An 11,776-nucleotide genomic window follows, 5' to 3' on the forward strand; every position below is an offset into this window, starting at 1 on the left:
ACCCGGCGACCGCCGGGTCGGCACGCGCAACCGTGACTACCGGACGCGCATGATCGGGTAGGAAACCTTACACCGTGTTGGCTGCAATGTCTGCTTCAGACGTAAACGAATCCGCATAAAACTCTTCGAACGGCAGCCCGGCTTCGGCGCCGAAATCGCGGCCGGCCGACTCGACCACGATCGGCGCGCCGCAGGCGTAGACCTGGAAACCCGACAGGTCCTTGAAGTCTTCCAGGACGGCGCGATGCACGAAGCCCGTGCGGCCGGTCCAGTTGTCGTCGGGCAGTGCGTTGGACACCACCGGCACATAGGTAAAGTTGGGCAGTTCCTGCGCCCAGCCCTTGGCCATGGCGTCCGCATACAGGTCGTGCGGACGGCGGCCGCCCCAGTACAGCGTGACCGGGCGCGTGATGCCCTTGGCCTTGATATGTTCGACCATCGCGCGGATCGGCGCGAAGCCGGTGCCGCTGGCGACCATGACGATGGGCTTGTCGGAATCTTCCCGCAGGAAGAAGGACCCGAACGGGCCTTCGAAGCGCATGATTTCGCGCTCTTTCATTTGCGTGGCGCCAGCGCCGAACACGTGGTCGGTGAACGCGCCGCCGGGCAGATGCCGCACGTGCAGTTCAAGCGGGCCTTCTTCATGCGGCGCGCTGGCCAGCGAATAGCTGCGGCGGCGGCCATCTTTCAGGATCACTTCGATGTACTGGCCGGCGTTGAAGCGCAGCTTTTCGGTCGCAGGCAGTTGCAACTTCAGGATCACGACGTCGGGCGCCACCTTTTCGATGCCCTGGACGCGGCACGGCAGCTTCTTGATCGGGATATCGCCGATGCCCTGGACTTCGCGGATCTCGATGGTCAGGTCGGTCTGCGGCTTGGCCACACAGAACAGCGACATGCCGCGCGCGATGTCATCCGGCGTCAGTGACGCGGACTGGTGCGGGCCGAGTTCGACTTCGCCTGCAGTAATCTTGCCCTTGCACGATGAGCAAGCGCCATTCTTACAGCTGTAGGGCAACATGACGCCTGCCTGAAGGGCCGCGTCGAGCACGGTCTGGCCGGCTTCGACTGCAAATTGATGGCCGCTTGGCAGTACGGTGACCTGATGACTCATCACCTGGATCCTAAAAATGGAAGTTCTATGAAACCCGGACCGACTTCAGCCGGAACGCACGTTTTTCCCCACGTCCAACCCGCCTTGGAAAGCCGCGCCTGCTGATCGTCGGCTGTGGCGACACCGGCATGCATGTGCTGGCGCAACTGGCCGGGCGCCTGCGGGTATTCGCCCTGACCTCGCATCCGGAACGCGCCGGGGACTTGCGCCGCGCCGGGGTGGTTCCGCTGGTGGGGGACCTGGATCAGCCCCGCAGCCTGGCACGACTGCGCGGATTGGCCGGCTGGACCCTGATGCTGGCGCCGCCACCCTCGCAGGGGCCCGAGGACACCCGGTCGGCCAAACTGGCTACGGTGCTGCGGCGGCCTGCGGCCAGGCTGCGGGCCGGCATGACCCGGTCTTCACAGCCTTGCAGCGGACAGCGCCACCTGCGACACGCCCTGATTGTAGCCAAACCCGCCTGGACCGGCGCGCGCTGGGCAGGGGCGCCCCGCCAATGGGCGTCGCAGCAACAGCTGGGGGGCCGGCTCGGAAGCGGCCGGCATACCGGGCGCGCACCGTCTATGCCGCTGGCCGGAATCCAGTACGGCCCGTCCTTGCCGCCTGCGCGCCGTCTGGTCTATGCCAGCACGTCGGGGGTGTACGGCAACGTCGGCGGCGCACGGATCGATGAAACGCGCCCGACCCGTCCTCAGACGGACCGCGCCCGCCGCCGCGTCAGCGCGGAAACCACGTGGCGCGCAGTCGGGCCGGACAGGGCGCGGCTGGCGCGCGGCGTGCGCGCCGACGTGGCGCCCTGGCGCAGCAGCATCCTGCGGATACCCGGCATCTACGGCCGTGACCGGCTGCCGCTGGAACGGCTGCGGAAGGGGCTGCCGCGGCTCCATCCTTCGGAAGACGTCTATACCAATCACATCGAGATCCATGACCTGGCCCGCTGCGTGATCGCGGCCTTGTGGCGCGGCAAGCCGCAACGCGTCGTGCACGCGGCGGACGGCCAGGAACTGTCGATGGGGGATTATTTTGATGCGGTGGCGGATGCCGCCGGCATGCCCCGTCCACCCCGGCAGTCGGCCGACGAGGTCAAAGCCGCGGTCAGCCCGGCCATGTGGTCGTTCATGAACGAATCGCGCCGGTTGATGAACGGTCGATTGATCAAGGAACTACGGGTGACACTGGCCCATCCGACCGTAGAGTCGGCATTGACTGCCTGGTATGGCAAGGCGCATGCGGACGAATGACGCGCGCGGGGCTGGCCCCGGCTGGCGTGGGAACGACGTTCAAGTCAGGTGCGGCGGGGCGCTGGCGGCCGACTGAGCGGGGGCCCGATGCTCGCAGGCGGCAACCCAGTGTGCGTCAAGCGTGAGTGAGGAGTAAGCCGTAGCCGGTCAATAGCAACCCTCCATCACGACGACCACACGATCCGCAGCGCCAGCAGCAGGAACACCACCCCGGCCAGGCGATCCAGCCACACGGCGGCGCCGGGCCGGCGCTGCAGCCATTCGCCCACATAGCCCGCGCCCCAGGCGATGGCGCCGAACACCACGGCGGTCTGCACGGCAAACACCGCGCCCAATATCGCCATCTGCCCATCCGGATGTCCGAGCCACGGATTGACGAATTGCGGCAGGAAGACGAGGAAGAACAGCGTGACCTTGGGGTTCAGCATGTTCGCCAGCACGCTCTGGCGATAGATCCGCCACCGCGAGACTGGCGCACCCGACGCCCCGACCGACAGGCCGCCGCGGCTGCGCAGCGCCTGCACGCCCAGCCACATCAGGTACGCGGCGCCCGCCAGCTTGATGGCGTCGAAGGCCATGGGCGATGCGCGCAATACGGCGGCAATGCCGACCACGGCCAGCGTCGTATGGAAGACGCATCCGGACGCAAAGCCCAACGCCGCCGCCACGCCCGCTGCCCTGCCCTGGCTCAGGGCCCGCGCCAGCACCTGCAGGTTGTCAGGCCCCGGCGCGATCGTGACGGCCAGCGATGCCGCCAGGAACAGAAGGAGGTTGGGCAACATGGGCGATCAGGGCGTCGGGGTGGGTTGCTGGCGGTCGGAGTGGCTGGTGCGAGCGCTAAGACCCGCAGACCCCGAAGCCCGCCGGCCCGAAGCGTTCGAGGCGCGTAGCTTGCGGCGCGGGCTCCTGGGAACCATCAGCCGTTCGAGTTCTTCTCGATGATTTCCTTGATGCGGTTGTTTTCGTCAACGAGGATGACTTTGGGCTTGTGGGCGTGGGCTTCTTCTTCGTTCATCGGGCCGTAGGTGCAGATGATCATGAGGTCACCGATCTGAGCCCGCCGGGCCGCCGCGCCGTTCAAGGAGATTTCGCCGGATCCACGCTTGCCTTTGATGACGTAGGTGGAGAAGCGCTCACCGTTGTTGATGTTGTAGAGCTCGATGCGTTCGTATTCTTTCATGTCGGCGGCGTCGAGGAAGTCTTCATCGATACCGCAGGAACCTTCGTAGTTCAGATCGGCCTGGGTCACCGCCACACGGTGGATCTTGGCGCGAAGCATGACGCGTTGCATAAAGAGGGGTCCAAAGTTGCTGTGTTAGACCGGGTTTATAACTTATTGGAGGGGTGAGGGGGTTGCTTGGGGGTTTGTCTTGCGCGGGGGTGCTGGCTTGGAGTAAGGATGGGGTGGGGCGGAAGGTCTTGTGCGTCGAGCCCGGACGGAGCGGACAGTCCCCTGGGAAGGCCGAGCTCGCGAAGTCCCGGCCTACGCCGGGCCTTGCATAGCAAGTACCTCCCCAGGGGACTGTCCGCTCCGTCCCTGCTTGCGCGTAGGTCAAGGCATTCGTAGGGGGCGGCTGCGTCACCTAACTGCTGGCGCCAAAATGCTTGTGCAAAGATGCGGTGCCAATATGCTGGCGCAAAGATGCTGTTGCAAAGATGCGGTGCCAATATGCTGGCGCAAAGATGCTGTTGCAAAGACGCAGGTGCCAATAAGCTGGCGCCAAGATGCCGCACAGCGCATCGAACGTGGAGACGAACCTAAGGCTGGGGCGGGGGCTCGGGTTGGGAGGCTTTGCTAAGCCCAGGCCCGGCGTAGGCCGGGACCCAGCGAGCTCGGCCTTCCAACCCGAGCCCCCGCCCCGGCCGCGCAAGAACTCAAACAACGATCGCGCGCCGCAACCGCTCAAACTCAGACAACGATCACCAACACCTGACAACCGCCACCCAAGCCCTGACGACAGCGCTCGGTCACTCCCCTACTTTCCGACCGCCCGCAAATACCCCGGCTCCACCGGCTTGATCGCGGCAAAGCTCTCCCGCGTCGCGATGAACTCGGGTCGTGGCGTCAATCCGAACTTCGGAGACCCCAAGGCGTTGTCCACCGAGTTGTAGACCATGAACACATTCGACCGGGGCGACGGCGAAATGTTGGAATTCGAACCATGCATCGTATTGCAATCGAAAAACACCACCGACCCGGCTGGCCCCATCAACGTCTCCACGCCGCCCTGGTCCGCCAGCAGCTTCAGGCTCAAGGTATCCGGCACGCCGTACTCCTGCTTCTTCAGCGACGCCTTGTAATGTTCCTCGGGCGTCTCGCCCACGCACGAAACGAACTGCTTGTGCGACCCGGGCATCACCATCAGGGGGCCGTTGCCCGCATCGTTGTCACTCAACAGCACCGAACAACTCAGGGCCCGCATTGCCGGCATGCCATCTTCCACATGCCACGTCTCAAAATCCGAATGCCAATAGAACTCCTTGCCCTTGAAACCCGGCTTGACGTTCGCGCGTGACTGGTGGATGTACACGTCGGACCCAAGAATCTGCCGCGCGATGTTCACCAGCCGCATGTCTTGCGACAGGCGCGCCAGTACCTTGCTGAGCTTGTGCACCATGAACACGGACCGCACCGCGTCACTGCCGCGTTCGGTGATCGCTTCTTCGCGGCGGCGGATGGCGGGGTCGACGGTCAGGCGTTGCACTTCGTGCAGCAGCGCCGCGGTTTCCTGTGCGGAAAAGAAATGCTTGAGCATGATGAAACCATCGTGCTCGTACGCCGCCAGTTGCGTCGTATCGAGCCCGGATGCCGGGGCGTCGTCGGGCCGGCCGTACACCACGGGGTCGTGGCGCTGGACAATGGCCGCGCCGCGATCCGAACGGCTCGCGTATCTATCTCGTGCTGGGGTAATCAATATCGTCTCCTGTGATGAAACATCGGAGGAAGGCAGCCTCGTCGCAAGAAAGGCTGCCCGGGAATCAGGCCGGCTTGCAGGCTCAGGCGGCCTTGGCGTCGGGCAAGGGGTAGACGCCGTCGGCGTCATGCACTTCCTTGCCGGTCAGTGGCGGGTTGAACACGCAGATCACCCGCAGCGGCGCCTTGCCGCCACGCAGGTAATGCTCGTCGTTGTCGTTCAACGCGTAGACCACGCCCGGTCCCAACGCATATTTCCTGCCGTCGGCCACCGTCTCGATTTCTCCATCACCTTCGATGCAGAACACGGCTTCGACGTGGTTCTTGTACCAAATGTGGGTTTCGGTACCCGGGAAGATGATGGTCTCGTGAAACGAGAACCCCATCCCGTCCTGCTTGAGCAACACGCGGCGGCTGGTCCAGGTGTCGGTCGACACTTCGTTGTCGGTGCCAACGATATCCTTCATGTTCCTGACGATCATCGTGCTTTCCCTCCAAATTTGATGACGCGGGCGTTGGCCTGCTTCTGCTCGGGCTGGGCGGCCACGACGTCGGCCACGCTTCGATCCAGCACGTCCAGCGCCTGGCGCAATTGCACTTCTTCAATCGTCAGCGCGGGCAGGAATTTCAGCACTTCGTCGTTCGCGCCCGATGTTTCGATGACCACGCCATGTTTGAACGCCTGCGCGGCTACCTTGTTGCTGAAGCCCGGAATGTCGCTGACCAGGCCCTGGATCAGGCCGCGGCCACGCACCGACAGACCCGCTTCCGGATGGCTGTGCACCATGTTTTCCAGGAAGTCGCGCAGCAGCGTCGCCTTGCCGGCAATGCTCTGCGTAAAGCGGTCATCGGCCCAGTAGGTTTCCAGCGCCTTGGCCGCGGTCACGAAGGCCAGGTTGTTGCCTCGGAACGTGCCGTTGTGTTCGCCGGGTTTCCAGACGTCCAGCTCGGGCTTGATCAGCACCATGGCCATGGGCAGACCGAAGCCGCTCAATGACTTGGACAGCGTGATCAGGTCGGGCTCGATGCCCGCGGCTTCAAAGCTGAAGAAGGTGCCGGTGCGGCCGCAGCCGACCTGGATGTCGTCGATGATCAGCAGCATGTCGTGGCGGCGGCACAGGCGCTGCAGCTCTTTGAGCCAACGCTGGGTGGCGACGTTGACGCCGCCTTCGCCCTGCACGGTTTCAACGATGACCGCGGCGGGTGCGTCCAGGCCGCTGCTGCGGTCTTCGAGCATGCGTTCGAAGTAGGACATGGTGTCCACGTCCGGACCGAAGTAGCCGTCGTACGGAATGAAGGCCGTGTTGGCCAGGCTCACGCCGGCCGCGTCACGGTATTTCGAGTTGGCCGTCATGGCGAGCGAACCGCCGCTGACGCCGTGGAAGCCGTGCGTGAACGACACGATGTTCTGGCGCTGCTTGACCTTGCGCGCCAGCTTGAGCGCGGCTTCGACGGCATTGGTGCCGGTCGGGCCGGTGAATTGCATCGAATACTGCATGTTGCGCGGCTTCAGGATCACGCGCTCGAAAGTCTCGAGAAATGCTTTCTTGGCAGAGGTGGCCATGTCCAGGCCATGCACCACGCCATCGGACGCAACGTAGTCGAGCAGGGGCTGCTTCAAGACGTCGTTGTTGTGGCCGTAGTTCAAGGTGCCCGCACCGGCGAACAGATCGATGTATTGCTTGCCTTCTTCGTCGAACAGCAATGAGCCCTTCGCCTTGCTGAACACCACTGGAAACGAGCGCACATAGCCGCGCACTTCGGATTCGAGGCGGTCGAAAATATTGAGATCCATCGGTTATTCCTTCTGTCTTGCTTTGTGAAAACAACGTTCGGCATACCCGGCATGGCGCCGGGACAGGTACATGGCGTACCCGGCCTCGCTTAAAACGGACCGATCCGCAACAGTCGTTCGTCGTCGTGATCGGCCCCCCAAACAACGTGGGTGGAAACAGCGCCTGCTCATCAAGCGGCGCGTGCAGGGCGTCGGCCAGTCGCGCGAACATGCGGCGCGACGCGGCGTTGTCGGGAGAAACAGTCGTTTCGACATACCGCACCGGCGCTGCGGCATCGCGCGCCAGAAGCTCGGTCAGCATGGCCGCGCCCAGGCGCTTGCCACGCGCGGCAGGATGCACGGCGACCTGCCAGACGAAGAGCACATCGGGATGTCGGGGGGCACGTAGGCGGAGATGAAAGCCGCCAGTTGACCGTTCTGTTCCGCAACCGCACAGGTGTCGCGGAAATGAAGGCAGAGAAGCAGGTAAGCGTAGGTCGAATTCACATCGAGTGGCGGGGCATCCTGGATCAACTGCTGGATGGCCGCGCCGTCGGACAACTCGGGCTTCCTGATACGGCACCCTGTTGCGGGGGCCGGCACACCATTCGGTACTGCTGTGACGGGGGTCGTGTCTATCGCGTTCAGACCGTGATCCTCCTTTTACTTTGCCGCCGGTGGCGCAAGGCTGCCGGCGTGGTTCATGTGGCCAAGGTCACACCGCCAGGCCGGACTCCGGTGACTGTTCCGATGCATGGATGTCCAGCAAGGGGGACGAGTCCGCCTGCCGGGCCTCCATCAGGTCGACGATGCGTTCCAGTGACAACGTGATCGTGGCCTGCTCGAGTTCGGGCAGGGCGTTCAAGGCGTCGGCCAGCGTCTTCTGCAAAGGCGACGGCGCGTCGGCAGCCAAGGTCCGCCCTGCATCGGTGGCCGTAATGAACACCGTGCGGCGATCCTCCCGGCTGCGTTCGCGGCGGATCAGCTGCTTGTCTTCCAGGCGATCCAGAATCCCGACAACGGTGCTGGGGCTGACGCTGATAAGGCGGCTGAGCGCGGTGGCGGTGACAGGACCGGATTCGATCACCGCCAACAGGCACACCAACTGGGGCGCGGTGATGTGGCTATACGCCGCCAACTGCCTGGAATGCAGGGCAACGTTGCGCGTGATGCGGCGCAAGGCACGCAGGATGCGCAGGTCGTAACTGCCGGGGTGGGATGCGGTGGGCTGGTCCATCTGGGTCAAGTCGTGTTTGAGTCCAATCTTATGGCGTCGAATCATTTCAACTCGAATGATTCTAACGCGATGAATCCCGCGTTGTCAAAAGTGCAGCCGCCGGCAAAGACCAGATCTGGACTTACAAAGTAGAGCAATGGGCCGGGAAAACGGCGATAACTCCTGTCATCGCCATCCAATTGCAAGTCAGGCCTTGAAGGCGTCGGTGCTCAGGCCGAGCCGGTGCATCTTATCGTAGAGGGTCTTGCGCGGCATGCCCAGCATTTCACTGGCGGCAGTCGCCCTGCCCGCACAGGACTTGAGCGCATCTTCGATCAGGTGGCGTTCGAACAGGGACACCTGTTCTTCCAGCGACCGGGATGGCGCCAATGGGGCCACCGGTGTCTTGTCCTTGAGCAGGCCCAGCACGTACCGGTCGGCGGCATTGCGCAGTTCGCGCACGTTGCCCGGCCACGTCTGCGACATCAGCTCGCCCATCAGGGCGCTCGACACGGTCGGCACGTCGCGGCCGTAGCGCAGTGCGCCCTGCATCAGGAAATGTTCGAACAGTTGGGGAATGTCTTCGCGGCGTTCGCGTAGCGGCGGCAGTTCGAGCACGGCCACGCTCAGCCGGTAGTACAGGTCGGCGCGGAAGCCGTCGCGCGCCGCCAGGGCCAGCAGGTCTGCCTTGGTGGCGGCCACCACCCGGCTTGTCATGGGCAGCGGGTCGTTGGAACCCAGCCGTTCAAAGCTGCGTTCCTGCAGGGTCCGCAGCAGCTTGATCTGCAGCACCATCGGCATAGTTTCGATTTCATCCAGGAACAGCGTGCCGCCTTGCGCATACTCGATCTTGCCGATGCGCCGCTTGGCCGCGCCCGTGAATGCGCCTGCCTCGTGGCCGAACACCTCGCTTTCGAACAGCGACTCGGGCATGCCGCCGCAGTTCAGCGCGGCAAAGTGCTGGTCGCGGCGCGCGCTGTAGTCGTGCAGGCAACGGGCCACCAGTTCCTTGCCGGTGCCCGTCTCGCCCACGATCAACACGTCGGCATCGGTATCGGCCAGGTCAAGAATCGTGCGGCGCAGGGTCTCGACCGCGGGCGATCGGCCCAGGATCAAGGACTCGATGGCCTGCCGGTTCGCCAGTTGCTGGCGCAAGGTCTGGACTTCCAGCGTCAGGCTGCGTTTATCCAGCGCGCGATGCACGACCTCGGTCAGGTGTTCGGACGAAAACGGTTTTTCGATGAAGTCGTAGGCGCCCAGCCGCATGGCTTCCACGGCCATGGAAATGTCGCCGTGCCCGGTCACCAGGATGACGGGCAGGCTGGCGTCGATCTGCAAGGCATGGCGCAGCAAGGCCATGCCATCCATGCCGGCCATCTTCACATCGGTGACGAGCACGGCAGGCATGCCCGGGACGAGGTGGCGCGCGACCTGCTCGGCTGACTCGAACACCTGCACGGTCAGGCCGGCCAGCTGCAGCGCCTGCTTGCCACCCAGTCGCACCGCGGGATCGTCTTCGACGAACAGGACGGTCAGGTTGTCATGCATCCGCGCTTTCCTCGATAGTTGCAGATCGCAACTGTATGACAAATTCGGCGCCACCGTCCGGATGATTGCGGGCTTTCAGGGTGCCGCCGAATTCGCGGACGATGCCGGCTGAAATCGCCAGGCCCAGCCCCAGGCCGGCGCCCTGCTCTTTGGTGGTGAAGAACGGTTCGAACAGCCGTGGCAAGTGTTCTGGCGCAATGCCCGCGCCGCGGTCGCGCACCGCGATCCGGACCACTGGCCCGTCTTCCCGGGCCGACACCGTCACCACTCGCGTTTCGGACTGCGCCATGGAATCGAGCGCGTTGCCGAACAGATTGACGAAGACCTGTTCGAGCCGGTTGGCATCGCAGTACGCATGCATGTCGGACGGCACGTCCGACGTGTCCAGATCCGTGTGCGCTTCACGGAAGCGTTGGCCCATCAGGAACACGGCATCCGCGATCACGGTGCTGACCGACGTCGGCCGCAGTTCCGCTGGCGACTTGCGCGCGAACTTCTTGAGCTGTCCGGTGATCTTGCCCATGCGGGTGATCAGGTCGCTGATCAGTTCCAGATTGGCTTCGACCTCGATCGTCTGGCCCCGCTGCAGCAGCACGATTGCGTTGTCCGACAGCGTGCGCAGCGCGGCCAGCGGCTGGTTCAGTTCATGCGTGACGCCGGCGGACATCTGGCCCAGCGCCGCCATCTTGCCGGCCTGCACCAGTTCTTCCATGGCCGCCTTCAGCACGACCTCGGCGCGTTTGCGTTCCGCGATTTCCGTCTGCAGGTGCAGGTTGGCGTTGCTCAGGTCGCCGGTGCGCAGCGCCACCTTGCGCTCCAGTTCGTCATGCGCCCGCTGCAATGCTTCCTTGGCCGCCACGTTCTGCGCGATCGCGCGGCGGCGTTGCCGGACATACAGTGCGCTGATTCCCAGGAACGCCAGCGCAAAGGCCACACTGATGGCGCTGATGCGCGCGCGGGATCGGATGGGCCCCATGTCGGACAGGACGATCAGCTTCCACCCCGTGCCCGGGATCGCCCGGCTTTGCGCCAGATACAGCGGGTCGATGAATGCAGACGGACCCAGGCGGGTAGCGGACCCGCCCGCCGGATCCCGCAGGCCGGCGTGCCCTTGCACGCCACGCTGCGCAACCCGCACCACGCTTGCGTCATCCGCCAGTACGCGGACTTCATTCAACCCGATCGGCCCCGGCTCGCCAGCTAGATGGTATTGGCGGGTCACGGCCAGTTGCGCCTGCGTGCTGGCGCTCAGCGGCGCCAACGCCTTGAACTTCCAGTCGGGCACGGACGTCAGGAACACGATGCCGTTTTCATCCACGACCACGACCCGTTCATCGGCGCGCAGCCAGGCGTCGTCGAGCTTGTCCAGGTCGACCTTGAGCGCGGCGACCCCCACCATCCGGTTGTCGCGATAGATGCCGTACGAAAAGTAATAGCCCGGCGCCTGGCTGACCGTGCCAATGCCATAGAAGCGGCCCGGCAGGCCCTTGACCGCGTCAGTGAAGTACGGGCGATACGAAAAATTCTTGCCGACGAAACTGTTCGCGGCGTTCCAGTTGCTGGCGGCCAGGGTCAGTCCTTCCATGTTCATCACATAGATGTCGGACGATCCGGCTTTTTGATTGACGGTATGCAGGTAGCGGTTGACCCGATCCAGCATGACGGTGTCATCGGGCGATTGCAGCAGCGCGATCACATCCTTGTTCAGGGACAGGATGCCCGGCAAGTAGTCGTAACGGGTCAGTTCGCTGTGCAGCCCCACGGCGTATACATCCAGCCGGTGCGCCATGGTCTGGCGCAACGCGCGCACACCGGTCTGCTCGCCCCATAGATAGGCCAGCACGACACCGGTGGCGATCAGAAGGGCGGACAGGCCGCCTGTGATCAGGCGGCGGCGCAAGGACATCGACGGCGGGGCCCCGGGCAAGGTGTCTCCATGCATGTCGGGAGGGATGGGCATTCAACCTCC

10 protein-coding genes and 1 pseudogene are annotated in these 11,776 nt (G+C 64.2%); 1 reads left to right on the forward strand and 10 read right to left on the reverse strand.

Annotation, left to right across the window (positions count from 1 at the left end):
* Nucleotides 1-67: 67 nt before the first annotated feature.
* A complete protein-coding gene (locus ACNANG_RS06700; protein ID WP_420226532.1) occupies nt 68-1,114 on the reverse strand; it encodes a CDP-6-deoxy-delta-3,4-glucoseen reductase in 1,047 nt (348 codons plus the stop codon).
* A gap of 128 nt (nt 1,115-1,242) precedes the next feature.
* On the opposite strand from ACNANG_RS06700, the gene ACNANG_RS06705 reads away from it, so the two are divergent.
* Nucleotides 1,243-2,355, forward strand: a complete 1,113-nt coding sequence (locus ACNANG_RS06705; protein ID WP_420226533.1) for an SDR family NAD(P)-dependent oxidoreductase — start codon at nt 1,243-1,245, stop codon at nt 2,353-2,355.
* Nucleotides 2,356-2,519: 164 nt separating this feature from the next.
* Here ACNANG_RS06705 and ACNANG_RS06710 read toward each other — a convergent pair whose 3' ends face one another.
* From ACNANG_RS06710 to ACNANG_RS06750, 9 genes and pseudogenes are all read right to left on the reverse strand, one after another.
* A complete protein-coding gene (locus ACNANG_RS06710; protein ID WP_420227471.1) occupies nt 2,520-3,134 on the reverse strand; it encodes a LysE family translocator in 615 nt (204 codons plus the stop codon).
* A 137-nt stretch (nt 3,135-3,271) separates the two neighbouring features.
* Nucleotides 3,272-3,646 carry an aspartate 1-decarboxylase gene (gene panD / locus ACNANG_RS06715; protein WP_179589357.1) on the reverse strand — a complete coding sequence of 125 codons (375 nt, stop codon included), beginning with the start codon at nt 3,644-3,646 and terminating at the stop codon, nt 3,272-3,274.
* Nucleotides 3,647-4,331: 685 nt separating this feature from the next.
* A complete protein-coding gene (gene thpD / locus ACNANG_RS06720; protein ID WP_420226534.1) occupies nt 4,332-5,270 on the reverse strand; it encodes an ectoine hydroxylase in 939 nt (312 codons plus the stop codon).
* Between the two features lie 82 nt (nt 5,271-5,352).
* A complete protein-coding gene (locus tag ACNANG_RS06725) occupies nt 5,353-5,751 on the reverse strand; it encodes an ectoine synthase (protein WP_420226535.1) in 399 nt (132 codons plus the stop codon).
* On the reverse strand, nt 5,748-7,064 hold the full coding sequence (gene ectB, locus ACNANG_RS06730) for a diaminobutyrate--2-oxoglutarate transaminase (RefSeq protein WP_420226536.1): 1,317 nt from the start codon (nt 7,062-7,064) through the stop codon (nt 5,748-5,750). Before ectB ends, ACNANG_RS06725 begins: the two co-directional genes overlap by 4 nt.
* 89 nt (nt 7,065-7,153) lie before the next feature.
* Nucleotides 7,154-7,691 (reverse strand): annotated as a pseudogene (ectA, locus tag ACNANG_RS06735) (diaminobutyrate acetyltransferase).
* Nucleotides 7,692-7,758: 67 nt separating this feature from the next.
* Nucleotides 7,759-8,280, reverse strand: coding sequence for a MarR family winged helix-turn-helix transcriptional regulator (locus ACNANG_RS06740; RefSeq protein WP_420227472.1), 522 nt, complete (start codon nt 8,278-8,280; stop codon nt 7,759-7,761).
* A gap of 186 nt (nt 8,281-8,466) precedes the next feature.
* A complete protein-coding gene (locus ACNANG_RS06745; protein WP_420226537.1) occupies nt 8,467-9,807 on the reverse strand; it encodes a sigma-54-dependent transcriptional regulator in 1,341 nt (446 codons plus the stop codon).
* The gene (locus ACNANG_RS06750; RefSeq protein ID WP_420226538.1) at nt 9,800-11,767 is read right to left on the reverse strand and encodes a sensor histidine kinase; all 1,968 of its coding nucleotides are present in this window, start codon (nt 11,765-11,767) and stop codon (nt 9,800-9,802) included. The genes ACNANG_RS06745 and ACNANG_RS06750 overlap by 8 nt, the downstream gene beginning before the upstream one ends.
* Between the last annotated feature and the right edge of the window lie 9 nt (nt 11,768-11,776).

Origin of the sequence: Pigmentiphaga litoralis, assembly GCF_048632615.1 — a bacterium.
In the GTDB taxonomy this organism is placed as follows: Bacteria; Pseudomonadota; Gammaproteobacteria; order Burkholderiales; family Burkholderiaceae_B; genus Pigmentiphaga; species Pigmentiphaga litoralis_B.

Excerpts from the sequence above, each read along its gene's own strand:
- ectB (WP_420226536.1), bottom strand. The coding sequence starts at position 7,064 with ATGGATCTCAATATTTTCGACCGCCTCGAATCCGAAGTGCGCGGCTAT.
- ACNANG_RS06700 (WP_420226532.1), bottom strand. The coding sequence starts at position 1,114 with ATGAGTCATCAGGTCACCGTACTGCCAAGCGGCCATCAATTTGCAGTC.
- ACNANG_RS06705 (WP_420226533.1), top strand. The coding sequence starts at position 1,243 with ATGCATGTGCTGGCGCAACTGGCCGGGCGCCTGCGGGTATTCGCCCTG.
- ACNANG_RS06725 (WP_420226535.1), bottom strand. The coding sequence starts at position 5,751 with ATGATCGTCAGGAACATGAAGGATATCGTTGGCACCGACAACGAAGTG.
- panD (WP_179589357.1), bottom strand. The coding sequence starts at position 3,646 with ATGCAACGCGTCATGCTTCGCGCCAAGATCCACCGTGTGGCGGTGACC.
- ACNANG_RS06745 (WP_420226537.1), bottom strand. The coding sequence starts at position 9,807 with ATGCATGACAACCTGACCGTCCTGTTCGTCGAAGACGATCCCGCGGTG.
- ACNANG_RS06740 (WP_420227472.1), bottom strand. The coding sequence starts at position 8,280 with ATGGACCAGCCCACCGCATCCCACCCCGGCAGTTACGACCTGCGCATC.
- ACNANG_RS06750 (WP_420226538.1), bottom strand. The coding sequence starts at position 11,767 with ATGCCCATCCCTCCCGACATGCATGGAGACACCTTGCCCGGGGCCCCG.